The 26659-nt window shown below is 64.6% G+C and carries 23 protein-coding genes; 5 read left to right on the forward strand and 18 right to left on the reverse strand.

Translation table 11 applies throughout. From position 1 onward, the window contains the following. The first annotated feature begins 81 nt into the window (after nt 1-81). Both JQN66_RS12400 and JQN66_RS12405 read left to right on the forward strand, forming a co-directional pair. Nucleotides 82-873 carry an amino acid ABC transporter permease gene (locus JQN66_RS12400; protein WP_188948818.1) on the forward strand — a complete coding sequence of 264 codons (792 nt, stop codon included), beginning with the start codon at nt 82-84 and terminating at the stop codon, nt 871-873. A gap of 12 nt (nt 874-885) precedes the next feature. Further along, a complete protein-coding gene (locus tag JQN66_RS12405) occupies nt 886-1668 on the forward strand; it encodes an amino acid ABC transporter ATP-binding protein (protein WP_275439030.1) in 783 nt (260 codons plus the stop codon). Between the two features lie 96 nt (nt 1669-1764). Here JQN66_RS12405 and menD read toward each other — a convergent pair whose 3' ends face one another. The 3 genes from menD to JQN66_RS12420 all read right to left on the reverse strand — a co-directional run bounded on the left by menD (nt 1765) and on the right by JQN66_RS12420 (nt 6839). Next, nucleotides 1765-3465 (reverse strand): 2-succinyl-5-enolpyruvyl-6-hydroxy-3-cyclohexene-1-carboxylic-acid synthase, encoded by a 1701-nt coding sequence (gene menD, locus JQN66_RS12410; protein ID WP_204675285.1) that lies wholly within the window; start codon nt 3463-3465, stop codon nt 1765-1767. A 149-nt stretch (nt 3466-3614) separates the two neighbouring features. Further along, complete coding sequence (locus tag JQN66_RS12415) at nt 3615-5720, reverse strand: PhoX family protein (RefSeq protein WP_204675287.1); 2106 nt, start codon at nt 5718-5720, stop codon at nt 3615-3617. A 123-nt stretch (nt 5721-5843) separates the two neighbouring features. After that, entirely contained in the window at nt 5844-6839 is a 996-nt protein-coding gene (locus JQN66_RS12420; protein ID WP_204675289.1) for an o-succinylbenzoate synthase, read from the reverse strand. An 80-nt stretch (nt 6840-6919) separates the two neighbouring features. On the opposite strand from JQN66_RS12420, the gene JQN66_RS12425 reads away from it, so the two are divergent. Beyond that, nucleotides 6920-7774, forward strand: a complete 855-nt coding sequence (locus JQN66_RS12425) for a phosphatase PAP2 family protein (protein ID WP_204675291.1) — start codon at nt 6920-6922, stop codon at nt 7772-7774. Nucleotides 7775-7790: 16 nt separating this feature from the next. Here JQN66_RS12425 and JQN66_RS12430 read toward each other — a convergent pair whose 3' ends face one another. The 4 genes from JQN66_RS12430 to pdhA all read right to left on the reverse strand — a co-directional run bounded on the left by JQN66_RS12430 (nt 7791) and on the right by pdhA (nt 12724). Further along, a complete protein-coding gene (locus JQN66_RS12430) occupies nt 7791-8777 on the reverse strand; it encodes a DUF3093 family protein (protein ID WP_204675293.1) in 987 nt (328 codons plus the stop codon). A 228-nt stretch (nt 8778-9005) separates the two neighbouring features. Then, nucleotides 9006-10475: a dihydrolipoamide acetyltransferase family protein gene (locus JQN66_RS12435; RefSeq protein ID WP_204675295.1), complete on the reverse strand. Its 1470-nt coding sequence runs from the start codon at nt 10473-10475 to the stop codon at nt 9006-9008. Between the two features lies 1 nt (nt 10476). Next, nucleotides 10477-11559: an alpha-ketoacid dehydrogenase subunit beta gene (locus JQN66_RS12440; RefSeq protein WP_204675297.1), complete on the reverse strand. Its 1083-nt coding sequence runs from the start codon at nt 11557-11559 to the stop codon at nt 10477-10479. Nucleotide 11560: 1 nt separating this feature from the next. Then, entirely contained in the window at nt 11561-12724 is a 1164-nt protein-coding gene (gene pdhA / locus JQN66_RS12445; protein WP_188948810.1) for a pyruvate dehydrogenase (acetyl-transferring) E1 component subunit alpha, read from the reverse strand. Nucleotides 12725-12950: 226 nt separating this feature from the next. Between pdhA and JQN66_RS12450 the strand changes: the two genes are divergently transcribed. Continuing rightward, nucleotides 12951-13403 carry an Lrp/AsnC family transcriptional regulator gene (locus JQN66_RS12450; RefSeq protein WP_188948809.1) on the forward strand — a complete coding sequence of 151 codons (453 nt, stop codon included), beginning with the start codon at nt 12951-12953 and terminating at the stop codon, nt 13401-13403. Nucleotides 13404-14183: 780 nt separating this feature from the next. On the opposite strand, the gene JQN66_RS12455 is transcribed toward JQN66_RS12450, so the two are convergent. From JQN66_RS12455 to JQN66_RS12505, 11 genes are all read right to left on the reverse strand, one after another. Beyond that, complete coding sequence (locus tag JQN66_RS12455) at nt 14184-14804, reverse strand: TetR/AcrR family transcriptional regulator (protein WP_204675299.1); 621 nt, start codon at nt 14802-14804, stop codon at nt 14184-14186. Next, the gene (locus JQN66_RS12460; RefSeq protein ID WP_204675301.1) at nt 14791-16320 is read right to left on the reverse strand and encodes an MFS transporter; all 1530 of its coding nucleotides are present in this window, start codon (nt 16318-16320) and stop codon (nt 14791-14793) included. Before JQN66_RS12460 ends, JQN66_RS12455 begins: the two co-directional genes overlap by 14 nt. Nucleotides 16321-16597: 277 nt before the next feature. After that, nucleotides 16598-17383, reverse strand: coding sequence for an enoyl-CoA hydratase/isomerase family protein (locus JQN66_RS12465; RefSeq protein ID WP_188948806.1), 786 nt, complete (start codon nt 17381-17383; stop codon nt 16598-16600). Between the two features lie 18 nt (nt 17384-17401). Next, nucleotides 17402-18562, reverse strand: coding sequence for a 1,2-phenylacetyl-CoA epoxidase subunit PaaE (gene paaE, locus JQN66_RS12470; protein WP_188948805.1), 1161 nt, complete (start codon nt 18560-18562; stop codon nt 17402-17404). Beyond that, nucleotides 18559-19056: a 1,2-phenylacetyl-CoA epoxidase subunit PaaD gene (paaD, locus tag JQN66_RS12475; protein WP_188948804.1), complete on the reverse strand. Its 498-nt coding sequence runs from the start codon at nt 19054-19056 to the stop codon at nt 18559-18561. The genes paaE and paaD overlap by 4 nt, the downstream gene beginning before the upstream one ends. Nucleotides 19057-19096: 40 nt before the next feature. Next, nucleotides 19097-19957, reverse strand: a complete 861-nt coding sequence (gene paaC / locus JQN66_RS12480) for a 1,2-phenylacetyl-CoA epoxidase subunit PaaC (RefSeq protein WP_188948803.1) — start codon at nt 19955-19957, stop codon at nt 19097-19099. Further along, on the reverse strand, nt 19954-20244 hold the full coding sequence (gene paaB / locus JQN66_RS12485; RefSeq protein WP_188948802.1) for a 1,2-phenylacetyl-CoA epoxidase subunit PaaB: 291 nt from the start codon (nt 20242-20244) through the stop codon (nt 19954-19956). The genes paaC and paaB overlap by 4 nt, the downstream gene beginning before the upstream one ends. A gap of 1 nt (nt 20245) precedes the next feature. Beyond that, nucleotides 20246-21232: a 1,2-phenylacetyl-CoA epoxidase subunit PaaA gene (gene paaA, locus JQN66_RS12490; RefSeq protein WP_204675303.1), complete on the reverse strand. Its 987-nt coding sequence runs from the start codon at nt 21230-21232 to the stop codon at nt 20246-20248. A 182-nt stretch (nt 21233-21414) separates the two neighbouring features. Further along, the gene (locus tag JQN66_RS12495) at nt 21415-21858 is read right to left on the reverse strand and encodes a DoxX family protein (RefSeq protein WP_204675306.1); all 444 of its coding nucleotides are present in this window, start codon (nt 21856-21858) and stop codon (nt 21415-21417) included. 213 nt (nt 21859-22071) lie between these two features. Then, nucleotides 22072-22809, reverse strand: coding sequence for an amino acid ABC transporter ATP-binding protein (locus tag JQN66_RS12500; RefSeq protein ID WP_047120861.1), 738 nt, complete (start codon nt 22807-22809; stop codon nt 22072-22074). 14 nt (nt 22810-22823) lie between these two features. Beyond that, entirely contained in the window at nt 22824-24218 is a 1395-nt protein-coding gene (locus JQN66_RS12505) for an amino acid ABC transporter substrate-binding protein/permease (protein ID WP_204677583.1), read from the reverse strand. A gap of 275 nt (nt 24219-24493) precedes the next feature. Here JQN66_RS12505 and JQN66_RS12510 point away from each other — a divergent pair, with 275 nt between their 5' ends. Continuing rightward, nucleotides 24494-26653 carry a S9 family peptidase gene (locus JQN66_RS12510; RefSeq protein ID WP_204675308.1) on the forward strand — a complete coding sequence of 720 codons (2160 nt, stop codon included), beginning with the start codon at nt 24494-24496 and terminating at the stop codon, nt 26651-26653. The last annotated feature ends 6 nt before the right edge of the window (nt 26654-26659 follow it).

The raw sequence follows: 26659 nt of genomic DNA on the forward strand, positions 1-26659 counted from the left end.
GCACCATTTCTCCGCGGGGGCCCAGCTGATGCGCTCAAGCAGCGCCGCTACGGCCCCCGCGACCTTTATGAGAGGTACACCATGGCAATGACCACAAGTCAGCGCGCCCGCCTGAGCAAGACCATCCAGATCGTGCTGTTCATCGCGATCATCGTTGCGCTGGTTTTGGCACTGGACTGGGACAAGACGCGTTATGCCTTCTTCTCCTTCGAAGAACTGGGACCGATGTTCCCGGACATGATCATCGTCGGACTCAAAAACACGATCTTCTACACCGTCATCTCCTTCGCCTTCGGCCTGGTCGCCGGCCTGCTGCTGGCATTGATGAAGATGGCGTCCTTCGCCCCCTACCGCTGGTTCGCCACCGCCTTCGTCGAATTCTTCCGCGGGATCCCAGCCATCCTCGTGTTGCTGGCCTTCGGCTTCGGCCTGCCCCAGGCTTTTGGCACTCTGTGGCCGCAGCCGGTGAACATCATGCTGGCCCTGGGTCTGGTCTCCTCTGCCTACATCGCGGAAACCCTGCGAGCCGGCCTGCAGGCCGTGCCCAAGGGGCAGACCGAGGCGGCGCGTTCGCTGGGCATGCCGGCCTGGCGCGCCATGGTCACCATCGTGATTCCGCAGGCATTCAAGATCGTCCTGCCTCCGATGACCAACGAAGTGATCCTGCTGACCAAGGACTCCTCGCTGGCATTCATCCTGGGCATGTCCATCACCCAATACGAATTGACGAAGTTCGGGCGCGACGGCATCCAGTCCCTGGACGCCGGGCTCACTCCTCTCGTCGTCGCGGGCATGTTCTACCTGGTCATCACGATCCCGTTGAGCCTGGTAGCCCGGAAGTTTGAATCCCGCTCGGCTCGGACCAAGCGCTAGAAAGGACCGACAATGACCACGACACACAACTCGATGGCAGAACGCGCCGCCGGCGTGGAGATCACGGACCTGCGCAAGTCCTACGGCAGCAACGAGGTGCTCAAGGGCATCAGCCTGGATGTGAAGCCCGGCGAGGTCGTCTGCCTGATCGGTCCTTCGGGCTCGGGCAAGTCGACCCTGCTGCGCTGCGTGAACCTGCTGGAGCAGCCCAACGGCGGCACCATCCACGTGGGCGGCTTCGAGGCTACCGACCCCGAGGTCAACCTCGACAAGATGCGCCAGAACGTGGGCATGGTGTTCCAGCAGTTCAACCTGTTCCCGCACCTGACCGTGCTGGAGAACTGCACCGTGGCCCAGATCAAGGTGCTCAAGCGCGACAAGGCCACGGCGCAGGCCACCGCGAAGCTGAACCTGGAACGCGTGGGCCTGGGCGACTTCGGCGCGCGCTACCCGGACGAGCTCTCGGGCGGCCAGCAGCAGCGCGTGGCCATCGCCCGCGCGCTGTCCATGGAACCGACCCTGATGCTCTTCGACGAGCCGACCAGCGCGCTGGACCCGGAGACCGTGGGCGAAGTGCTGGCCATCATGAAGAAACTGGCCAGCGAGGGCATGACCATGCTGGTGGTGACCCACGAGATGGCCTTCGCCAAGGAGGTCGCCGACCGGGTGGTCTTCATGGACGGCGGCGTCGTGGTGGAGGAAGGACGTGCGGCCGAGGTCATCGGCAATCCGCAGCAGCCGCGTACCCAGGACTTCCTGCGCCGCGTGCTGGACCCGACCCACGTGGATATCTAGTCGGAGGTTCGAGCATTGCCGAAGCCCCGGCAGGCATCCTGGCCATCAGCCAGTTCGCCTGCCGGGGCTTCGTCGTATCCGGACCTGCGGCCGGGATCAGTCCAGCGGCCAGGGCAACTCGCCAAGGCGCTGGTTCAGTTCCTGGTGGTGCGCACGCAATGCCTGGCGGCTCGCCGGGATCTCGATCAGCCGCAATTCCCCGCGGGTGCCGGCTGACAGCAGCGAGCCGAGGTCGGCGCGGGTGGACACCCGGTGGTAGCTCCAGCCGTAGCCTTCGGCGAGCGCCCTCAGGTCCATCTGCTGGGGCGTGGCGAACAGCCGCTCCACGCTGCTGCCGTAGCGCCGGGACTCGTCCACCTGGCCGTGCTCCAGGGTGGAGAAGATCGCTCCTCCCCCGTCGTTGTAGACGACGACGTCCACGGTGGGCTTCTGCTCGCCGGTGCTCCACAGCATCGATCCGGCGTCATGGGCGAAGGTAATGTCTCCCATGACCGCCAGGGTGCGCTGCCCGCTGCCCGCCGCCAGGCCCAGGGCCGTGGAGATGGTCCCGTCGATACCGGCCAATCCGCGGTTCGCATGGCACGTGCCGGCTCCCGCGGCGCCGGGATCCGCCGCAAGGTCGAAGTCGCGCACGATGTTCGAGGACCCCAGCAGCAGCTGCGGGATGCCTGCGTTCCAGATTTCCTCCGCCACGCCGGCCCCGTCCAGTGTTCCGGGTTCCTGCAGTGCTGCGCGGATCGGCTGGGCCTGCGCATCCAGCTGCTGCCAGCCTTCCAGCCAGCCTGCCGGCGCGGTGCCGGCGAAGTCGACGAGCTGCTGGGGATCTGCCACCGGTGTTTCGCGCCGGCGCCCGGACTCGTACCAAGGGGCCGGGGCTGGTTCCCAGATCACCGATTCGATGTGCGCTGCGGCGAGCAGGCGGCCGACAGGGCGGCTGAGCGTGGGGCGCCCGAACAGCACCACGCGGTCGATGCGCTCAAGCCCTACCGTTATCAGCGGGCGGTAGTGGCGGATGGCGTGGGCCGAGAAGCGCGCGTTGGAGGACGGCTCGGCAAAGAGCGGCAGCCCCAGTTGCTGGGCGAAAGCTTGCGCCTCGGGTCCCGCAGCGTGGCCCGCGACAACCACTGTGCGCCGCGCGGCGGCCTCGCCGGGCTGCGGCCAAGCGGTTCCGGACAGCTGGGCCCCTGCGCCCGTCCAGTCCCCCGGATCGATGCCGGTCCAGGCCTGCGTCTCCACTCGGGAGTCGTCTTCCGGCGTCAGCGGGTCGCGGAATTGCAGGTTCAGCTGCACCGGGCCGGCAGGTGCCTGCGCATTGCCGCGCAGAGCGGCCAGGGCCGCATCCAGTGCAGCTGCAGGGCTGTTCCCGGCGGGGACGTTCAGCGCCGCACGGACGTGTTCGCCGAACAATGTTTTCTGCCGGGTGCTCTGGCTGGCGCCGGTTCCGTGCAGCTCGTCCGGCCGGTCGGCCGATAGGACCAGCAGCGGCGTGCCGGTGTGGTTGGCTTCCATGACGGCGGGCAGCATCTGGCCGATGGCCGAGCCGCTGGTGGCGGCGATGGCCGTGGGTGCGCCGGTGGCCTGGGTCAGGCCCAGCGCCATGAACGCGGCCGAGCGTTCGTCGATGCGCACATGCACCCGCAGCTTCCGGGCGGCTTCTGCTTCGGCCGCGGCGTAGGCCAGCGGTGCGCTGCGTGAACCGGGAGAGATCACCAGGTCCCTGATTCCTGCGGCAATCAGCACCGAGAGCACCTCGCGGGCCGTGGTGATGGCACGCTGTCCATCTTGCTGCGCACTCACGCGTTCAGTCACCTCTAGTCTTGGCCGGAAAGCATCCTTCCAAGTCTATCGAGTCGGCGGCTGTCTGGAATGCAGGAGCCGTGCCGGGAGGCGGGCAGCGGCTGGAAGCCTGATGCTTCCCGCCGCTGCCCGCCAGTCACTGGCTACGGCTAATGCTTGCCGTTCCCGTGGCCATTTCCGTTGTTGCCCTTGTGGTCCTTGAAGACCTGGACGACGCTGGGCCGCGGACCGTAGAACTGGCCCTTCTTCACCTTGCCCGGAGCTGCAACGAAGTCGGGGAACAACGACGCCGGCTGGGCGAAGCTGCCGCCCTCGCCCGGATGCTGCACCGCAACAAACACCGAACCGTCCTTGTCATGGATGACCGGGCCGCAGGTCTCGGCACCGGTGGGTACCGCGAGGAACTGCTCCACGCGTCCGCGGTCCTTGCCGGTCAACGTCACCTTGTGCAGTGCGTCGGAGTAGCCGATGGTGCCAGGGGCCCCATCGGTGGAGATCCACAGGTTGCCGGTCGAGTCGAAGGCCAGGTTGTCCGGGCAGGAAATCGGGGAGACCTTCTGCGCCGGGTAGCCGGAGAAGTAGGTGGAGGAGTTGACCTTCGGGTCGCCTGCCACCAGCAGGATGTTCCAGGTGAACTTCGTGGCCGTCGCGTCGTTGCCCGCTTCGGTCAGTTCCAGGACGTGCCCGTCGCGGTTTGCCACGCGCGGGTTCTGCTCCGTGGCGCCTTCCTTCCCGGCCTTGCCTCGATCGGAGTTGTTGGTCAGCGCCACGTACAGCTTGCCGGAGACCGGGCTCGGCTCCACATCTTCGGGACGGTCCATCTTGGTGGCGCCGACCTTGTCGGCGGCCAGCCGGGTGTACACCAGCACCTCTGCCACATTCATGCCCTCGACCATCGACTTGCCGCCGCGCACCAGCGGAAGCCAGGTGCCGGTGCCGTCGAATGCGCCGTCCGACGGCAGTGCGCCGCTGCCGTCGATTTCAGCGGCCGGCGAGTTGCCGGCGAACTTCGCCACGTACAGGTCGCCGTCCGAGAGCAGGGACATGTTGTGGCGGCGGTCGTTCTTCCGGTAGGTCGCCGAGGAAACGAACTTGTAGATGTATTCGAAGCGCGAATCGTCGCCCGAGTAAGCCACGGCCTTGCCGTTATTGGCGATGCGCACGTTGGCGCCCTCATGTTTGAAACGCCCCAGGCCGGTGTGCTTGACCGGGGTGGACTTGGGATTCTGCGGATCAATTTCCACAACCCAACCGAAGCGGTTCGCCTCGTTCTCGAAGCCTTCGTGGTGCAGGCCGAAGCGCGGGTCGGTGTCCTCCCAGCCGCGCTCGGTGGCCTTGGCCGCAATGCCGTAGCGGGCTTCCTCTGCGGTGCCCCGGCCGCGGAAGTACTGGTCGATGTTCTCCTCCCCGGAGAGCACTGTGCCCCATGGAGTGGTGCCGCCGGCGCAGTTGTTCAAGGTACCCAGGATCTTGGTGCCCGTGCGGTCCGCTGCGGTCTTGAGCAGGTCGCTGCCTGCCGCCGGTCCGTCAACGGTGAACTCGGTCTGCGCGGTGATGCGGCGGTTGCGTTCGCCGCCCTGGACGTAGGTCCACTTCTTGTTGTTCTTCTTTCGCGAAACCTCAACGACGCTGAAGCCGTGGGCGTTCATGGCGATGCGGCGGGCCTCGTCCTTGTTCGCCTCGAACCAGTCGGCCTCGAACATCATGTCTTCGTTCGTGTATTCATGGTTGGCGACCAGCACGCCGGTGCGGCCGGAGTACTTGTCGACGATGATGTCCAGGTAGTCGCAGTTATAGCCGAACTGCTCGGCCTGCTTGCGTGCGGTCTGCTTCTGCGCGTCGAATTCCGGTGAGCGCTTGAACAGCGGGTCGCCCCAGCGGATGATGCTGTGCCAGTCGTAGCCTTCGGGCACGGTCATGGAGTCCACCGAACGCGAGACAGGCGCGATGGCCTGGAAACCGAGCTTCCCGCCGTTGGAACCGTGTTTTCCGGCGACGGCCACCTCTGCCGCAACGGCCGAGGGGGTGCCTAACAGCTGCGGGCCGACAACCAGTGCGGAGGCCCCGATGGCGCCCAGGCCAAGCATCTGGCGGCGTGAGAGCGCGGAGTCGGCGATGTCGCGGAAGTAGGCGTTGGATGAGTTGTTGCAATCCGGCTTGACGCAGGCATCCCCGCATTTGAAGTGGCAGGTCGCCGCGGAACGCCCGCCGCGGGTATGGCCAAGCATCGGCAGCAGGGTACGGGTGGGATTCATTGATCCGTCACTTCCTCGGTATGGCTCGCTTTTCAGGGGGTGAAGCGATTCGAGGTTTTCATCCGGAAGTGGTCAAAAGCCGTACGGAAGGTTAACGCAGGAATAATTCCCGGGGTGGCGCCCCTACTCCGCCTGCAGCTGCGCGTAGCAGTCCCGAACCCGCTGGTGCCACCAGGCTTCACGTTCTTGCCCCGGATGCAGCTTGGCCAGCTTGTGCGCCTGCGGCTTCACGCGGCGCACCGGCAGGTACCCGGCCGTGGCCAGCAACGGCTCGTCGGTCACGTCGCCCGCGAAAAGCGTCCCGGTGGACAGCCCGCAGGCGTAGGGAAGCTCGGGCAGGGCGCTGGCCAGCGCGGCGGCCTGGGCCAGGCCCACGGAGGTATCCAAGGCGCTGGAGACCACGACATCCAGCTCGGCCTGTGCGGCGATGTCCAGTACGGCCTGGATGCCTCCCAGCGGCTGGGCCTTGATGACCATCAGGTCGGCGGCGCCCAGTCGGGAGACTTCCAGCGGGTCGGTGTGCTTTCGCACTGCCTCGTCCGCGGCGATCTTCAAGGGGATTCCTGCGGACCGCAGCTGCGCGCGCACCTCGGCCAGTCCCGTGATGCCGGGCACGGGCTGTTCCGCATACTGCAGGTCGAAGTCGCTGAGCCGGGCCAGTGCCGCGACCGCGGTAGGGATGTCCCATCCCGTGTTCGCGTCCACGCGCAGCGCAGCCTGCGGGTACAAGCGCCGGGTTTCGGCCACGCGGGCCAGGTCCTCGTCGAGGCTCTGCCCTTGCTCGGCCACCTTGATCTTGATGGTATGCGGGGCATCGTAGCGTTCAAGCACGCGCCCGACCTCGTTGGCTGGTACGGCGGGCAGCGTGGCATTGACCGGGATGCTGGTCCGCAACGGCTGCGGGAACGGCTGGTAGGCGGCCTCGATCGCGGCCGCCAGCCAGCGGGATGCCTCCTGCGGACCGTATTCCAGGAAGGCGGAAAATTCCCCCCAGCCTGCAGGCCCTTCGATCAGCAGCGCTTCGCGCCGGGTCACACCGCGGAATTTCACCTGCATCGGCAGCTGGACTACGTGGCTGTGGGCGAGGATTTCTTCCAAGGCAGGCAGGGGAAAGTTCATATTCCCAGCCTAGCCAAGGTGGCGATAGTTACATGCCCAAAGCATGCCGTGGAGCACGTGAGTTATGACAGGCTAGATACATGAGCCGCCATTCCGCCACCCTGAAGCCGCGCCACGTGCAGTGGTGGTCAGGCGGGTTGCTGTTGCTGGCGTTGTTCATTGTCGAGTACGTCTTTTTTGTCCAGCTGCGCGCCGGGCAGTGGGCGGACCAGGTGGGTTTCACCGTGTGGTCCCAGTGGTGGCCGTCCACCAATTCGGGCAACCCGGTCCGCCGATTCCTGGATTTCCTGCCGCTGATCTGCGGGGCCATCGCCACGGTGTTCCTGCTCTACCGGGTCATCCGCGACCGGAGATTCCTCCGGGCGCTGATTGCGGTGGCTGCGGCCGGTGCCGCCATGGCCACAACACAAATCCTGAAGCACCTGGTCCTGGTCCGCCCGGATTTCAACTTCGGCACGTCGGGAAACTCCTTCCCCTCAGGGCACACCACGGCAGCAGCCGCAGCCATGGGACTGATGTATCTGGTCTCTCCACCCAAGTTGCGGCCCGTGGTCCAGCCCATCGCGTGGATTTTCGCCACGGCCGCCGGTGTGGCCACCTTGGTGTGCGGTTGGCACCGTCCCAGCGACATCGCCGCAGGCTTCATGGTCGCAGCGTTCTGGATGGTCCTCGCAAGCGCGGTGCTGCAACGAATCCAGCCGCTGAGCGGCGAAGTCAGCACCACCAGCTGGTCGCGCAGCCTTGGCATCATGAGCCTCGCCGTCTGGGCGCTGGTGCTGGTCTTGTCCTACTTGCTCCCCCACCCGCATATCCAGAAGGTGCCGCAGGAGCTGCTGGTGGCCTATGCGGTGCTCGGCATTGTGCATGTGGTGGCCGCGTCACTGGTCTCCGGACTGGTGCTGCGTTCCGCCGTCATCGGCCCGGCCCGCAGCTGACTCGCCGCGATACCGGTTAGCGTCCTTGGTTGATCAATGCGTTCAGCTGTGCGGCGGCCTGTCCGGCACGCGGGATCGTGACCGCGAAGCGGCGTTTGTCCTTCAATTCAACCGCCAGGCCCTCATGACGGCGCATCACCACGGCTGACCCGCCGGGAAAGAAACGCCATCCCCAGCCGCCCCATTCCATGGGCTGGATTTCCTCGGCGAGCACCGATTCCATGTCCTTGACATCGATGGTGCGCAGCGGGAAAGCGAATACGGCACTGGAAACGCGCAGCCTGCCGCCGGCAATCGTCACACGGATCCTGGCCAATCCGAAGACCAGCGGGGTGAGCAGAACAATGAAGGCGATGCCCATGACCAGGCTGACGGTGTCGCCTCCGCCACTGGCGTTCATGGCGATCATGAAAACGCCCATTCCCGCCATGAAAAGCCCCAGCAACCACAACCAGCCCGGGGCATTCATGGTTTCGCTGAACTCCTGTCCGGGTTCGACCGGAACCACCGGTGAGGTCTCGACCGCGGTCGCCGGCTGCTTCCCGCGGGCTTGGGCCAGGCGGTCGCGGCGTTTGTTCTGGCGGTTGAGCTGGTATTGCTGGAAGACTCCGCAGATCCACAGCGGCACGAGGCTGACCAGGGTCGCAGCGATGCTGGCAAAGATCCATGGTCCTGCCACGGCTTGCGTCGGGTCCCCGGCGAGCGCCGTAGGCACCGAACTGGAAACGTAGACCCCTGCACTGGTCCAGGTGGTCAGGCTTCCCACGAAGAGCAGCCCCAGCAGCACCATGGGCTTACGGGTCAGATACAGCGAAACCCACCCGACCAGGCTTCCGAGGATTGCGAAGGTCATGGAGGCGGTAAAGAACACCGCGCTGTCGGTGAACCCGTCCGGCAAGGCACTGTCCGACCAGTGGGTTGCGGTAATGCTGGGCAGGGAATCCCCCAGCAGCGTCCGGGTCAACGCGATCACCGCGATGGGCAGGAATAGCAGGATATGCAATGCTGTGCGGTTTCTGGCCTCAACGCGTTCGCTGGAAATGATCTGCCCCTTTCGGCATCGACGGGCCGCCCGTTGTCGGGCAGTCCGCCGGATAAGTCATGTTCAAGTCTAGGAAATGTCCCTTGACTTGCCAATTAATCCCCCGAAACGCGCGCTCGGCCGGAGGAGACGGGAAAAGCCCCGCCGCCAGGGAATTGTTCCCAGGCAGCGGGGCCCGCGCCAGGCCGTCTACAGGGTAGACAGGGCCTTCTTCGGATCGGTCATCGCGTCGGCCACGTAGCGCAGGAAGCCGGCAGCGGTGCCCCCGTCGCAAACGCGGTGGTCGAAGCTCAGGGTCAGTTCGCAGATGGAACGGACCTTGATTTTTCCGTTGACCACCCATGGCTTCTCAACGATCCGGCCCAGGCCGAGGATGGCCGCTTCCGGGTAGTTGATAATCGCCGCAGAGCCGTCCACGTTGAACACCCCGTAGTTGTTGATTGTGAAGGTGCTGCCCGACAGGTCGGAGACCCCGGCCTTGCCTTCGCGGGCTACCCCGGCCAGTCGGGCGAACTCGGCCGACAGCTCGTTGGCGTTCAACTTGTGGGCATCGCGCACGTTCGGAACCACCAGGCCGCGGTCGGTCTGGGCCGCGAAACCCAGGTTGACCCCGTCGAAGATGGTGTGCCGCAGCGAGCCGTCGGACTCCACGTCGATGCGGCTGTTCAGCTCGGGGAAGCGTTGCAGGCCGGCCACGGCGAAGCGGGAGATCAGCGCCATGATGCTCGGCGCCTGCCCCTCGGATTCCTTGATCTTTCCACGCAGCTTCAGCAGTTTGGTGACATCCACGTCCACCCACACGGTCGCTTCCGGGATTTCCCGGCGCGAGGTGCTCATGGCCGCGGCAATGGTCTTGCGCACGCCGGCGAGCACCTGGCTGGAAGCCACCGGCAGGCCGGTGCGCTTGTCATCGCCAGCGGCAGTGGCAGCAGCGGCCTTGGCCGGTGTGGCCGGTGCCGGTGCAGCGGCCGACGCAGGAGCGGCCACCGGGGCTGCCGGTGCAGCGGCAACAGCTGCGGCTGGCTGCCCCTGGACGATCAGCGCCTGGACATCGGCACGCAGGACCAGGCCCTCGGGGCCCGTGCCGCTCACGGCGTGGATGTCGATGGAGTTCTCGCGGGCCAGCTTGCGCACCAGCGGGTTGATGACCCGCACGGCCTGGGTGGAGGTCTCGCTGGACGCGGCCGCGGTGGTGATGCCGGCACGCGGACGGCGACGGCGACTGGTGCTCGGCTTGGAGGCACCGGTGCCGTAGCCGATCAGCACGTTGCCGCTGGCCTCGTCGGCATCGGCTTCCTCCGGCGCCTGGGCGCCGGCCATTTCCTCTTCGCGGTAGGACAGCGCGCCCTCGGAGGACGGTTCAGCGGCGGGCTCCGTGGCCGCAGGGGCCGCAGGGGCCGCGGCTTCCGGCTCGTCGCCTGCGGTGTTCACCGAAATGAACGGCTCGTCCACCAGCATCATCTGACCTGCGTCGCCGTGCAGCGTCGAGACCACGCCTTCGAACGGGCACGGGATCTCCACCAGCGACTTGGCGGTCTCCACCTCGGCAATGGGCTGGTCGACGATGACCGAATCGCCTTCGGCGATCATCCAGCGCACCAGTTCCGCCTCGGTCAACCCTTCACCCAGGTCGGGCAGCAGGAACGTCTTAATGCTCAATTTAGGCCTCCCACTGGAGCTGGTCGACCGTATCCAGGATGCGCTCGACGCTTGGCAGGTTGTACTTCTCCAGCGTTGGCGCCGGGAACGGGATGTCAAAGCCGGTCACACGCAGCACCGGGGCCGCCAGCGAATGGAAGCAGCGCTCCTGCACGCGGGCAACGATTTCGCTGGCCACGGAGGCGAAGCCCTGGGCTTCAGCCACCACGATGGCACGGCCGGTCTTGCGCACCGAAGCTGCCACCGATTCGTCGTCGAACGGAACGATGGTGCGGATGTCGATGACTTCCAGGCTGATGCCCTCCTCCGCTGCGACCTTGGCGGCCTGCATGCAGGTGGACACGCTCGGTCCATAGGTGATCAGCGTGGCGTCGGATCCGGCGCGCGCAATACGCGCCTTGCCCTCGGTTCGCGCCGCCTTGCCGGACTCGTACTGCTGGGCCAGCTCTTCGAGGTTGACCTGTTCCTTGGACCAGTACAGTTTCTTCGGCTCGAAGAAGACCACCGGGTCCTCGGAATCGATGGCTTCGCGCAGCATCAGGTAGGCGTCGGCCACGGTGGCCGGGGTGAAGACCTTCAGGCCCGGGGTGTGGGCGTAGTAGGCCTCGGAGGAATCGCAGTGGTGTTCCACGCCGCCCACGCCGCCGGCGTAAGGGATACGGATGACCATCGGCAGCGGCAGGCGGCCCTGGGTGCGGTTGCGCATCTTGGCCACGTGCGAGGCGATCTGCTCGAAGGCCGGGTAGGCGAACGCGTCGAACTGCATTTCGATGACCGGGCGCATGCCGTTCATCGCCATGCCGATGGCCATGCCCACGATGCCGGATTCGGCCAGCGGGGTGTCAAAGCAGCGCTCAGAGCCGAAGCGGGCGGTCAACCCGTCGGTGATGCGGAAAACGCCGCCGAGCGTTCCCACGTCCTCGCCGAAGATGACCACCGACTGCTCGGCGGTCAGGGCATCGGCCAGGGCGGTATTCAATGCCTTGCCGAAGGTGACCGGCTGGTTCTCGTTGGCGGCCTTGGCCGCTGCACGGGCGGTCGCGTCGGAGACGTTCGGGTTCACCCGCGAAGTGGTGGTAGTCATGCTAGGCCTCCTCACGGGCTAGTTCGTCGGCGAGCAGCGCCTGCTGCTCGGCCATCTGCGGGGTCTTGGAAGAGTAGACGTGCTCAAACAGTTCCAGCGGATCGGTGTCCGCGTCCTGGTTCATGCCGTCGCGCAGGGTCTTGGCCACGGCCTCCGCCTTCTGCGAGATATCGGCGGCGGCCTGCTCGGTCAGCAGCCCGGCGTCATCCAGGTAGGACTGGATGCGGATGACCGGGTCCTTGGCCTTCCACTCGGCGACCTCCGAGTCCTCGCGGTAGCGCTTGTCGTCGTCCGCGTTGGTGTGGGCCTGCATGCGGTAGGTGTGGGCCTCGACCAGCAGCGGGCCGTTGCCCTCGCGGGCCAGGCGCACGGCGCGGGTCATGACCGACATCAGCGCCATCAGGTCGTTGCCGTCCACGCGCTCGCCGGCCATGCCGTAGCCCACTGCCTTGTGGGCCAGGGACGGGGCGGCGGACTGCTGGGAGAACGGCACGGAGATCGCGTACTTGTTGTTCTGCACGAAGAAGATCACCGGGAGGTTGAACACCGCGGCGAAGTTCAGCGCTTCGTGGAAGTCGCCCTCGCTGGTGGCGCCGTCGCCGCACATGGCGACCACAACGGTGTTTTCCCCGCGCAACTTGGCCGCGTGGGCGACGCCCACCGCGTGCAGCAGCTGGGTGGTCAGCGGGGTGGCCATCGGGGCGCAGTTGTAGGCCTTCGGGTCGTAGCCGCAGTGCCATTCGCCGCGGAAGCTGGTCATGACTTCCATCGGCGCAACACCCTTGGTCAGCACGGCCACGGTGTCGCGGTAGGTCGGGAACAGCCAGTCGCCCTCTTCAAGGCACAGCGCGGCGGCAACCTGGCAGGCTTCCTGGCCGTGGCTGGACGGGTAGACGGCCATGCGGCCCTGACGCACCAGGGCGGAGTTCTGGTCGTTGACGCGGCGGCCGGTGACCAGCGCGGAATAGGCTTCCATGAGCCGGGCGGGGCTCGGCAGCGGGTACTCGTGGCCCGGTTCGGTGCCCTGCTTGTCCTGCGGACGGAGGGTTCCATCCGGATCCAGAAGGTTGATCATGTGCCGCGCCGGCAGCATGTAGTCTTCCGGGGTGATCCCGAATTTGTCGCTGACTTCAGTCATGCGATCCGCGTGTGCGTCGGTGCTCATGTTCTCCCACCTTTCGTAGTACTGCGAAGGTCCTGCGTCACCCATACCTGTGACTGGCTTCACCAAAACATCATTTGCAACCAATTATGCGTATCAGTGGCAATCTGTATCCACTCCCGGCGCTAATCATGGAAAGTTGAGCATGGGATACGTATACTCATAGACGATTCGTATCAAGAAAATGAGTTTGACGATGACTCGTCCGACCCGCTTGCAAGGAGTACAGATGGCCGCCGATGCGGAACTGAAACTGGATGATGTCGACCGCGCAATCCTGGCCGAACTCACCAGCGACGGCCGGCAGTCGGTCACCACCGTCGCGCAGAAAGTCCACGTCTCCCGAGCCCACGCGTACTCGCGAATCGCCAAGCTCCAGGATGCCGGGGTGATCACCCGCTACACGGTGGTCATCGATCCGGTGAAAACTGGCCTCAAGGCCAGTGCCTACGTGACATTGAAGCTGCGCCAGCACTCCTGGCGCGAACTGCGCGACCATCTGGCGTCGATCCCGGAGGTCCACCACATCGGTTTGGTCGGCGGAAACTTCGATGTGATCCTGCTTGTACGTGCCAAGGACAATCTTGATCTGCGCCGGGTGGTGTTCGAGGAGCTGCAGGCACTTCCCACGGTGCTGGATACCCAGACGCTGCTGATTTTCGAGGACACCGACACCCGCTAAGCGGGCAAACCACCCGAAGACAAAACGTCCGCCGGATCAGATCCAGCGGACATTTTGTCGTTGCCAAAAAGCGCCTGCTATCGGTGCAACGCGGCCAGCGCGCCTGAACTCCCCAGAGGTATGGCGCACAGTCACGAAAATCTTCGCGAATTGAATGGATACGCTGGAGATTCCCAGATTCGTCCATTCCTCTGTTGGCTTCAACCCACTGAATAGTAGAGTTCGCCTCTTCGAGTATGCCCGGAATGAACTCCTTGGGATCAACGATGACGGTTTGGGCCTCGGCAGCAAAGAGCGTCGGGCGTGTCTTGCCGCGCATGCATAGCAGGGTGGGCATGTCTGGAAACACCCGGTCCGCCTCCTCCGGGAGCATGAGCTCTTCAGCCAGTTCAAACTGAATTCCCGAGGCTTCGTCCCAGAGGTTCGCGGGGACGAAGTCATGCCAGTCATACGGCAGAGAGGAGAAACCTGCGCTGCCGCGGAGTTGCATTTTGGCCTATGGCGCCACATCTCGGCCTCGCGCTCGGGTTCGCCGAACTTGCTCCTCAGGTGGTTGTCCCGGTTGTTCACGAAATCTCGGAGATCGGCGACCGGGTGCGGGATCAAAATGAACGGTTCGCACTGGACTGCGGGTCCACTTGGCCCCTGCATCGATTCTAAGGCGGCGCCTCCGGCGCAATCGTGGCTAAACCGTTACCAGCTGGCTCGACGCGACCCAGCATTTCCAGGTTCAATCATCGCCGTTGGCGTTCAGTGGGATGCAGGCTGGAGACTGTCAGTTCACACCGTATCCGCTGGCGGCCGAGAAGGATCCAATAGGCTGGGTCTGCCGCTCTCAGCCAGCCCCAGCAAATACTGACGCGTTACGTCCAACTCCTCGGCGGTTATGTATGGAGAGTTCATTGACATGGCTATCCCTTCCGCGGCAAAACGCAACATGAGCGAGGCGGGCTGGCTCAGTCCGTCCGCGGCAAATGCTTCACGCCAAGACGCGGCATATTGCTCCATGAGATTCTGGGCCACCTGCTCATTGCCCATGATTTGGAGCAGGTAAGTTGGCGAGAAGATCTGCCTCATGATCGCGCTGTTCCCTGTCAGCGCCCTGATATATCCACGCATAAGCATTCCGGGGCGGTTTTCCGCGAGGTCGATATGCGCGTGAACCTCATCCCAGAATTGCTGCGCGCCGTCAGTCATCACTGCCTCTTCAAGCGCGCTGCGGCTGGCAAAGTGGTGGGTCAATGCACCTTTGGAGACCCCGGCCCGGGCTGCGATGTCAGCCAAGCTCACTCCGGCGCCGTGAGTAGAAAAAAGTGCGGTGGCCGCATCGATGAGCGCCCGTCGTGTGCGTTCCTTATCCCGGGTAGCATCACGCCCGGTGACTGGTTCAGTGCTCGGCACGGGTTTCCTCCTTGGAGATCGGCGTTGAGGGGATGAGCCGCCAGGCGATGAAAGCTGCAATGACCAGCAGCAGCGATGCGATGTAGGCGGTGATCTGCATACCGTGGGTGAAAGCGCCTTGGGCCACTGCCAACAGCTCGGCGTCGGACGAGCCCAGCGCTCCTGCGGCGCTTGCCAAGGACTCGTTCATGGCTTCGGCAAGCGGGTCCGGAGTGCCCTCTGGTATCTGTAGGTTCGCTCGGTAGATCGCCGTCTGAAGCGACCCGAGCACGCCGATACCCAAGGCGATACCCATTTCATACGCGGTCTCGGAAATCGAGGATGCAGCACCAGCGCGTGCCGGCGGCGCCGCCGATACCACTGCATCTGTCGAGAGGGTCATGGCCAGCCCGGTGCCTAAGCCGATGATAGCCAGTGAAATGCCCAGACCCATGTAGCCCGGCATCCCTTCGCTCAGGCCCAGCGCCGCCAGACCGAGTGCACCGATCAGCAAACCTGCGGCGATAGCGCGGCCCAGACCCAGTCGGGATAGCACTACCCCGACCAGCAGCACGACTGCCAATGAGGCAATGGTGGCTGGCATTTCAGCCATGCCTGCCCAGAATGGCGAATAACCGCGCACCAACTGCAGGTATTGCGAGAAGAAGAACAGTAGCCCGAAGAAAGCGAAAATTGCCAACGCATTGGAAGCCACTGCGCCGCTGAAGGCAGGAATCTTGAACAGGGAAATATCCACCAAGGGTGTGGTGAGACCCCGCTGCCGGCGAATGAACAGGAAGCCCGCGGCCAATCCGAACAGCAAGGTACCCAGCACCAGATAGTCAAACCCGTCGCTGATTACATGCTTGATGGCGTAGACCACCGGCACGATGGAACAGACCGAGAGGACCGCCGAGACGAGGTCGATCCGCACTGCATCGGGATTCTTGGACTCGGGCAGCAGCATGGCACCCAGAACGACGATCAGGATTATGACCGGGACATTAATGAGGAAGACCGAGCCCCACCAGAAGTGTTCAAGCAAGGCGCCCCCGACCAGCGGGCCTACAGCGCCGCCTGCCATGGCTCCGGCCGACCAGATGGCGATAGCGCGGGAGCGCTGGATCGGATCATGGAATAGGTTGCGGATGATCGACAAGGTGGAGGGCATGATCGTCGCTCCGGCGATGCCCAGCAGCGCGCGGGCTGCAATGAGGATTTCGGGGCTAGGCGCAAATGCCGCGAGAACCGAAGCGAGCCCGAAGCACACGCTGCCGATCATCAGAAGTTTCTTGCGCCCAATCCGGTCAGTCACGTTGCCCATGGTGACCAGGAAGCCGGCCAATACGAAGGAATAGATATCGCCGATCCACAGGATTTGTGTCGCTGTTGGCGCGAGATCGGCGGTAAGGGCGGGCACTGCCATGTAGAGGACGGTACCGTCAATGGCCAGCAGCGTTACTGCGAGGATCAGTACGACCAGTGCGGACCACTCTTTGCGTCCGGCACGCAGCGGGGCAGAGGAAATTGAATTCACCCATACATACTAACGAACCATTTGGTTCGTTATCTACTACTACGGGGCTGAAGGATGCATATCCAACGCGCAGACTGCGTTCAAAAAAACTCATTCGGAGGCCGTTGCTGCAGCCACCGTCCGGAAGTCTGCTCAACCAATCTGTGGCGAATGCGCCTTGATCTTGGACAGATCGCAAAAACGTCCATGGCTTTTCGCCGTGGACGTATGTTCAAGCCGATCTGGATACACCAAGCGCCCGCCAGATTGATTCTGGCGGGCGCTTGGCAACAGGTGTTTACTTCTTGCCGGTGAACACCGGCGGACGCTTTTCCTGGAAGGACTTGAAGCCCTCCGCGTAGTCCGTGGTGTCGCACAGCGCTGCCTGCGCACGGTTCTCGGTGCGCATGGAGTTCCACAGGCCCACACGCTGGTCGCGGATTTCCGCCACCAGCTGTTTGGAGGCGACGAAGGCCTGGGTTGCACCCTGGGCGACCTTGGCGATGATCTCCTCGCCTCGCTCAGCCAGTTCCTCGGCCGGGAAGGCGCGGGAGAACAGGCCCGAGCGCACCGCTTCGGCGCCGGAAATCAGCTCGGCGGTGTAGATCATGTCAAGGGTGCGGTGGGCACCCAGGCGTTCGGTGAACAGCCAGTGTCCCCCGGAGTCCAGGGTTGCGCCCAGGTTGGCGAACGGCGAACCGATCTTCGCGTTCTCCGCCACGTACACCACGTCGGTGGCGACTGCCAGGCCAAGTCCAACACCCAGGCAGGCACCCTGCACCAGGGCGAAGGTGGGAGCCGGGAAGCTGGACATCTTCTCCAGCAGCGGCTGCACCTTGCCTTCGAGGTAGCCGATGACGTCGTCATCGGCCGGGTTGACCCCGGAGATGTCGCGTCCGGCGCAGAAGCCGCGGCCTTCGCCAGAAAGCACCAGCGCGCGGACCTCTCCGGTTTCCACGGCCGCCGCAGCCTGGTCATAGGCCTCGGACAATTCGGCGAGCGCAGCCTCGTCCAGCGAGTTCATCTTCTTTGGCGCGTTCAGCACCACGCGGGCGATGGAGTCGGCAATCGTCAGTTCGATCATGAAGTCATCCTGCCGTTACTAGGCGTCGAAGTCGACGCTGAGCTTTTCGGTGGTCGGGTGCGACTGGCAGGTCAACACGTAGCCGGCCTCCACCTCGTCAGGCTCCAGGGCGTAGTTCTCAGCCATGGTGACGGTGCCGCTGGTGACCTTGGCACGGCAGGTGCCGCATACGCCGCCGGCGCAGGCGAAGGGAACGTCCGGGCGGACGCGCAGGGCGGCGTTCAGCACGGTCTCGTTGGCGCGCACCGGGGACTTGACCTCGCCCTGCAGGCCGTCGAGGGTGAAGCTGATCTCGTAGCTGTCCTCGTCCTCCTCGACCTTGACCGGGCGGCCGATGTGGCCCTGGGGCTTGCTCGGCTCGCCGGTGGAGAACAGTTCGAAGCGGACCTTCTCGGCCGGAATGTCCATGCCGGTCAGCTGGTCGCGGACCAGCTGCACCAGCTCGAACGGGCCGCACAGGAACCACTCGTCGACGTTCGGGGCCTGGACCACGGTGTCAAGCAGCGTGGAGAGCTTCTCCGAATCGATGCGTCCGGAAAGCAGCGGCGAGATGCGCTGTTCGCGGCTGAGCACGTGGTGCAGGGCCAGGCGGGACGGGTAGCGGTCTTTCAGGTCCGCCAGTTCCTCCAGGAACATCACGTCCATGGCTGCCTTGTTCGCGTAGATCAGGTCGAAGCGGGTGTTCTCGTTCGCGGCCAGGATGGTGCGGGCGATGGCCAGCACCGGGGTGATGCCCGAGCCGGCGGCCACGGCCACGAAGCGGTCCTGGGCCTCGGTGTCGATCTTGGACGGATCGTTGATCTCGGTCAGGCGGTGCTTGGAAATGAAGGCACCAGCCGGGCTCATCACGTCCATCTGGTCGCCTGCGGTCAGGTTTTCATTGGCCCAGGTGGAGAACAGGCCGCCAAGGTCGCGCTTGATGGCCACCTTGATCTCGCTGCCGGTCGGCTCGGCGCAAATCGAATAGGAGCGGCGCAGTTCCTGCAGCTCGCCCTCGGCGTTCGGGATTTCCTTGCGCAGCGCCACGTACTGGCCTGCAACGTAGTCGTACTCCGCGCTCAGTTCCTCGGGAATGGCGAAGGTGACTTCGATGGAGTCCTTGGTCAGCCGGCGGACGTTGGAGACGGTCAACCGGTGGAAGGACGCCCGGCGACGAGTTGATGTGGTTTGGTCGGTCATGAGAGCACCTTGAAGTAGTCGAAGGGTTCCAGGCAGTCTTTGCAGGTGTAGAGCGCCTTGCAGGAAGTCGAGCCGAAGCGCGCCAGCTCGCGGGTGTTCAGCGAATGGCAGCGCGGGCACTTGACGCTCATGCCGAGCGTCACGCGTCCGGCATGGCCCCGCCCGGTGGGCGGGGCGATGCCGTAGGCTTCCAGCTTGGCCTTGCCGCTCTCGGTCATCCAGTCGGTTGACCAGGCGGGGGTGAGCACCAAACGGACGTCGACCTGTTCGTGGCCGGCCTCGTGGAAGACCCGGTACAGGTCCTCGGTGATGACGTCCATGGCCGGGCACCCCGAATAGGTCGGGGTGATGACCACATGGACTGCGCCATCCTCGTCCTGCAGGACGTCGCGCAGGATGCCGAGGTCCGCAATGGTCAGCACGGGAATCTCTGGATCCGTGACCTTCGAGGCGATGGCGAACAGATCTTCGGTGTTGGTGATCAGGTTGCTCAAGACTGCTCCCCCTTAGCGGGCGAAAGGGTTGGTGTGGTGGCTACCAGCTCGCACCGGGGTGCTTGCGGGCAAGGACTTGCATTTCGGCCAGGATGAATCCGAGGTGCTCGGAATGCTCTCCGCCGCGGCCGTTGGCCATGGCCTGGCCGGTCTTCGGGATTTCCAGGCCGGAGTCGGCCAGGACAGCGGTGATTTCCTTGTCCCAGTCTTCGCGCAGCGAGGACGGAAGCACTGCGATGCCGTCCAGCTTGCGGTGCAGTTCCTGATCCTGGAACATCTCGTCCACGTATGGCCAGAGGATTTCCAGCGCATGGCGCATCTTGGCGGCCGATTCCTCGGTGCCCAGGCCCAGGCGGACGGTCCACTGGATGGCGTGGTCGCGGTGGTAGTCGACTTCCTTGACGGCCTTGGCGCAGATCGCGGCCAGAGTTTCGTCGGCGGATTCGGTCAGCTTGGAGTACAGCAGGTGCTGGAAGATCGAGACGATCAGCTGGCGGATGATGGTCACGCCGAAGTGGCCGTTAGGCTGTTCGACGATCCACAGCGAGGTGAAGTCGTCTTCTTCGCGCCAGTAGGCCAGGTCGTCTTCGGTCTTGTCCCACGCCAGGCCGGCGTAGGTCAGGAACGAACGGGCGTGTCCGAGCACGTCCAGAGCGATGTTGCCCAGGGCGATGTCTTCTTCGAGCTCAGGTGCACGGGAGATCCAGTGCGACAGGCGCTGGGCGAGGATCAGTGCGTCGTCGCCCAAGGTCAGTGCGTAGCGTGCCACGTCCTCGCTCGGCTTGGCGCCGCCCACGGCGATGTCCTCCGGGCGCAGCGCGTTGCCCGGGGTGACCCGGGTGGCCGAAGCGAGCGCATCGCCGAAGCTGTCGAGCTCGGCATCCAGTTCGTCGTGGTTCACAGGTGCTTCACTCCCTCACTGGCCTTGTAATAGGTCGCGTGGCGGTAGTCCTTGCCCTGGGGGGATTCGAAGAAGGCATCCTTCTCATCCGGATCGGAGCTGATGATGTCCTCGGACTTCACAACCCACAGGGACACTCCCTCATTGCGGCGGGTGTACAGGTCGCGGGCGTTGCGCACTGCCATCTGGGCGTCCGGTGCGTGCAGCGAACCTGCGTGGACGTGCGAGAGTCCACGGGAGGAACGGACGAATACTTCCCACAGGGGCCAATTGCTCTGTTGGCTCATGTTAGGCAACCTCACTTTGTACTTGCTTGGCGGCGTATGCGGCGGCGGCTTCGCGAACCCAAGCACCTTCGCGGTGGGCTTCGCGGCGGCGTTCCATGCGCTGCGCGTTGACTGGGCCGTTGCCCTTGATTACTGCCATGAATTCATCCCAGTTCAGATCCTTGTGGATCCACTGCTTGGTCTCTTCGTCGTACCGCAGTTCGGGATCCGGCAGGGTCAGTCCGAGGACCTTGACCTGCTCGGCGATCATGCCGACGAAGCGCTGGCGCAGTTCGTCATTGGAGAAACGCTTGATGTTCCAGGCCATGGACTGCTTGGAGTTCGGGGACTGCTCGTCCGGCGGGCCGAACATCATCAGCGCCGGCTCGTAGAAGCGGTTGATGGCATCCTGGGCCATCTTCTTCTGCGCCTCGCTGCCGCGGGACAGCGAGAGCAGGATTTCGAAGCCCTGGCGCTGGTGGAAGGATTCTTCCTTGCACACGCGGACCATGGCGCGTCCGTACGGGCCGTAGGATGCGCGGCACAGCGGGACCTGGTTGGCGATTGCCGCACCGTCCACGAGCCAGCCGATGGCGCCCATGTCCGCCCAGGAGCGTGCCGGGTAGTTGAAGATCGAGGAGTACTTGGCTCGTCCGGTCAGCAGCTGGTCGTTCAGCTCGTCGCGTCCGGTGCCCAGGGTTTCCGCTGCGGAGTACAGGTACAGGCCGTGGCCTGCCTCGTCCTGGACCTTGGCCATGAGGATCGACTTGCGCTTCAGCGATGGAGCGCGGGTGATCCAGTTGGCCTCAGGCTGCATGCCGATGATCTCGGAGTGCGCGTGCTGGGAAACCTGTCGGGTCAAGGTCTTGCGGTAGGCATCCGGCATCCAGTCGCGCGGCTCAATGCGCGAGTCCTTGCCGATCAGGGCGTCAAAGCGCGCCTGTGCCTGCTCTTCTTCGTAGCTTGGGACGGCACTCAGTCCCGGCTCCTGCGGTGTGGTCGGGGCCATGGGTTCACCTCACTGAAAGATATTTACATACTGACCGTTCGTTCAGTATGTCAGAGTGGGTTCGGTCACGTCAACATCACCACCAAAACCGACGTCGCACAACCGCTCCGTCCAACCGGCCGCCCGCTCAAACAAACCGGCGCCCGAAAGATGCTCTTTCGGGCGCCGGGCTCCACTACCCCTTAGACGCTCGGCACCGCCACAGCGGCCTTTCGGGCGAAGAGGAAGCGGTCAACCGAGTACGCCCCCGGACCGGCCAGCACCAGGGCCGCCGCCGCGGCCGCCAGGATGGCCACCAGCTCATATCCCCCGTTGTCGACAAAAATTCCGGCCGAAAGGTGGACCAGGAACAACGCCCCGAGCATGTCCACGGCCAGCAGCGCCGCGACGACGCGGGTCAACACGCCGAGGACCAGCGCGATGCCGCCGGCAAGTTCAAGGGTGGCCACGGCGGGAGCGACCACCGAAGCCAGCGGGACGCCCATTTGCTCGAACGAGGCCGTGGCGCCGTCCAGGGTGTATTGGAAGAACTTCTGCCAGCCATGGGCGGCCAGGATGAAGCCGAGCACGACGCGCAGCACCAGCAGCGCGACAGAGGTCATCGTCGGGTTGTTTCGGGTGGTCATTTCAATCTCCATCAGTGGATCTACGGGAATGAGCGGCTTCGCAACAACTCGGGTTCGACTCTAGCCTTAAAACTTGAAGCTTCAATGATAGTTTTCTATGTCGTTCCTGTGATCTGTTCCGCACATGGCAAAGCCGCCCGGGAATGAACAAAATTTTTGTTCATTTCCGGGCGGCTTGCGCTGCGGCACGATGCCGCATCCAATCTCAGGCGCCTACAGCACCTTGGACAGGAAGTCCTGGGTGCGGGCCTGCTGCGGGTTGCCAAAGAGGTCCTCGGGCTTGCCCTGCTCGCACACCACTCCGTCGGCCATGAAAACCACGCGGTCGGCGACTTCGCGGGCGAAGCCCATCTCGTGGGTCACCAGCACCATGGTCATGCCCGAGTCGGCCAGCTCCTTGATCACCTGGAGCACCTCCCCGACCATTTCCGGGTCCAGCGCGCTGGTGGCCTCGTCGAAGAGCATGATCCCCGGGGACATGGCCAGTGCGCGGGCGATGGCCACACGCTGCTTCTGGCCGCCGGACAACGATGCCGGGCGGGCATCGGCCTTCTCCTTCAGCCCCACGCGCTCCAGCAGCTCCAGCGCCTTGGCGCGGGCCTCGGTGCGGTTCATCTTCTTCAGCTCCACCGGGGCCAGCATGATGTTCTCAGCCACCGACATGTGCGGGAAGAGGTTGAAGTGCTGGAACACCATGCCCACGTGGCGGCGCACCTCGTTGATGTCCACCTTCGGGTCGGTCACGTCGAAACCGTCGACAACCACCGTGCCGGAGGTGATGTCCTCCAGCTTGTTCAGGCAGCGCAGCAGCGTGGACTTGCCCGAGCCCGACGGGCCGATCACGCACAATACCTCGCCCTCGCGGATCTCCAGGTCGATGCCCTGGAGCACGTTGTTGGAACCGAAGGACTTGTGCAGGTCGGTGACCTGGATCTTTACCTGCGAGTTCATCTCGCTTGCGGTGCTCACTTGTTGAACCTCTTATCGGCATAGTTGGCCAGCTTGGTCAGGGCCATGATGGCAACGAAGTAGATGACACCCACGATCAGCAGGGTCTCGGTAACGCGGAAGTTCGCCGCGTAGATCTGCTGGCCCTGGTAGAGCAGCTCGGCGAAGCCGATGGCCAGCAGCAGCGAGGAGTCCTTCAGGCTGATGATCAGCTGGTTGATCAGCGACGGGGTCATCATCTTGAAGGCCTGCGGAATCACGACCTTCTGCATGGACTTACCGTAGCCCAGGCCCAGCGAGCGGGCGGCTTCCAGCTGTCCCGGATCCACCGACTGGATGCCGCCGCGCACGATCTCGGCCACGTAGGCGCCGGCGTTCAGCGACAGGGTCAGGATGCCGGCAGTCCAGACGCTGATGTCCCATCCGGTCAGCTGCGGCAGGCCGAAGTAGAACATGAACGCCCACAGCAGCAGCGGGGTGCCGCGGAAGATGTTCACGAAGGTGGTGGCGATGCCGCGCAGCACGATGTTGCCGGAGATCTTGAAGAAGCCGAAGAGCAGGCCCAGCGCCATGGCGATCGCGAAGGAGATCGCGGTGACGCCCAGCGTGTTGCCCAGACCGGTCATCAAGGCCGGGAATGACTTGACCGCCAGGTCGAAGAAGTTGCCCGGGGTGTTGACGGTGGGGTCGGCCAGGTACTTGTCCAGGATCTGCTGGTACTCGCCGTTGGCCTTCAGCTCGGCCAGGCCGTCGTTGAAGGCCGCCAGCAGCGCGGTGTTCTGGCCCTTGTTCACCGCGAAGCCGTAGGAGCCTCCGGGAACCTTGTCGGTGACGGTCTTCAGGCCGTTGCCCTGGGCGATGCCGTAGGCCAGCACCGGGTAGTCGTCGAAGACGGCGACGGCGGAGCCGGCCTTGACCGATTCGTACATGGTGGCGGACTGGTCCAGGGACTTGACGGTGAAGTCGTACTGCTTGGCAATCGACTTGGCGTAGGTTTCACCCTCGGAACCGGTCTTGGCGACAACGGTCTTGCCCTTGAGGTCCTCGTAGCCCTTGATGTCCTCGTCGTCCTTGGCCACTGCCATCTGGACGCCGGATTCGAAGTACGGCTCGGAGAAGTCGTAGATCTGCTTGCGCTCGTCGGTGATCGACATGCCGGCGATGACGCCGTCGACCTGGTTGGCGGACAGCGCCGCCAGCGCCGCGCTGAAGCCCAGCGAGCGGACTTCGACCTTGAAGCCCTCATCCTCGGCGATGGCATGCAGGATGTCCATGTCGATGCCCGTCAGCTCGCCGTTCTGGCGGAACTCGAACGGGGCGAAAGTGGTGTCGGTGCCGATGACGTAGGTCTGGCCCTCGACGCTCTCGGCCCCCTGGGCCATGGACGCCGGGGCTCCGACGACCAACGCCATCAGACCGATGGCCGCGCCGGCGATCCACCGGGTAAGGCGACCTGTCCGGGTCGGGGTGTGGTTGTTTTTCACTTATCTCAATCGCTTTCTCATGATGTAGGGGCGAGTAACCCATGGGGCAGATTGATTCACTCTGCTTGCTAGCCTATGACCAATGCGCGCATGTCGGAACCTTTTCCACCCATTAGCGCGAGTCAGCGAGGCAGGGCCGGTCGAATGTCCGCGCTGAGCTTAGCGGCCTGCCAAACACCGCAGCGGTGGGATTGAATAGGTGTATGACTCCAGAACCGCTTACCGCCAGCGCGCCGATCGCCGCGAAGAATCCCGTCACCCGCACCTTCCACGGGGACACCTTCACCGATGACTACGAATGGATGCGCGAGAAGACCAGCCCGCAGGTCCTGGACCACCTCAAGGCGGAGAACGCCTACACCGACGCGGTGACCGCCGGCCAGGAACCGCTGCGCCAGGCCATCTTCGATGAGATCAAGGCCCGCACCGTTGAGACCGACCTGTCGGTGCCCACGCGGCGCCGCGGCTGGTGGTACTTCACCCGCTCGGTCGAGGGCAAGCCCTACACCATCCAGTGCCGCGTCAAGGCCCGGCAGACCGGGGACCTGCGCGCCGACTGGACCCCGCCGGTCATCGACCCGGAAACCGCGCTGGAGGCCGAACAGGTGCTACTGGACGGCAACCAGCTGGCGCAGGGGCAGACCTTCTTCGCCCTGGGCGGCATGGCCCTGAACGAGGAAAGCAACCTGCTGGCCTACTGCATCGACACCGCCGGCGATGAACGCTTCACCCTCTACGTCAAGGACCTGGACACCGGCCGGCTGCTGCCCGACGTCATCGAGGGCGTGTTCTACGGGCTGGCGTTCTCCCCGGATTCCTCGACCGTCTTCTACGTCGTGGTGGACGAGTCCTGGCGCCCGCACCAGATCAAGGCCCACGTGCTGGGCACCGATCCCGCCGAGGACACCGTGGTCTACCAGGAGGACGACCCGGGTATGTGGCTGGGCTTCGATTTGAGCACCGACCGCACCAAGCTGCTGATCTCCAGCGGCAACTCCGAATACGCCGAAACCAGCGTGCTGGACCTGACGGCGCCGGCCGCCCAGGTCCGGCTGCTGGTGCCGCGCTCGCTGCGCCTGCTGCACGGGGTGGACCTGCTGCCCGGAGCCGACGGGGCGGCCGTCATCACCCACGATTACCAGTCGCCGAACAACATGGTGTCGCTGGCCGGGCTCGACCAGCTCGGCGGGCAGACCCAACCCGCGCAGTGGCGCACGGTCGTCGAGCACCAGCAGACCGTGAAGATCGAGGGCACCGTGCTGACCGGGACGCATCTGGTGCTCTCGGTGCGCCGCGACACCTGCGAACGCGTCCAGCTCATCGCCCTGGACGGCCTGGGGACCGACGCGCAGCAGGCGGCCCTGGAACCGGCGTTCGAGGACGAGCTGTTCACCGCCTCCCCGACCTTCGCCTCGCTGGAAGCGCCGCTGATCCGCATCGGCTACACCGCGGACTTCACCCCGGCCCGCGTCTACGACCTGTGGCTTCAGGACCAGTCGCTGGTGCTGCGCAAGCAGACCCCGGTGAACAACTACAACGCCGAGGACTACCTCTCCACCCGCGAATGGGCCGTAGCGGCGGACGGCACGCGCATCCCGCTGACCATCATGCGCCGGGCGGATCTGGACACCTCCGTGCCCAACCCGGTGCTGGTCTACGGCTACGGCTCCTACGAGGCCTCCATGGATCCGGGCTTCGGCATCCCCCGGCTGAGCGTGCTGGACCGCGGGGTGGTGTTCGTCATCGCCCATGTGCGCGGCGGCGGCGAGCTGGGCCGCGACTGGTACCTGCAGGGCAAGAAGCTGCACAAGAAGAACACCTTCACCGATTTCATCGACGCCACCCGCTACCTGCTGGACACCGGCTGGGCCGACCCGCAGCGCCTGGTGGCCTTGGGCGGCTCCGCCGGCGGCCTGCTGATGGGCGCCATTGCGAACATGGCCCCGCAGCTGTACACCGCGATCGTGGCGCAGGTGCCGTTCGTGGACGCGCTGACCTCCATCCTCGATCCGGAGCTGCCGCTGTCCGCGCTGGAATGGGAGGAATGGGGCAACCCGATCGAGGACAAGGAAGTCTACGACTACATGAAGTCCTACTCCCCCTACGAGAACGTCACCGCGCAGGCCTACCCGAAGATCGCCGCGGTCACCTCCTTGAACGACACCCGCGTGCTCTACGTGGAGCCGGCCAAATGGGTGGCCAAGCTGCGCGAACTGACTACCGGGGAGCAGCCGATCGTGCTGAAAACCGAAATGGAGGGCGGCCACGGCGGCGCCTCGGGCCGCTACGAGTCCTGGAAGTCCCGCGCCTGGGACTACGCGTTCATTCTGGACGCGCTGGGCTGCCGCGAGATCGTGGACTAGCCGCGC

This window comes from Glutamicibacter protophormiae (assembly GCF_016894325.1).
Lineage (GTDB): Bacteria > Actinomycetota > Actinomycetes > Actinomycetales > Micrococcaceae > Glutamicibacter > Glutamicibacter protophormiae.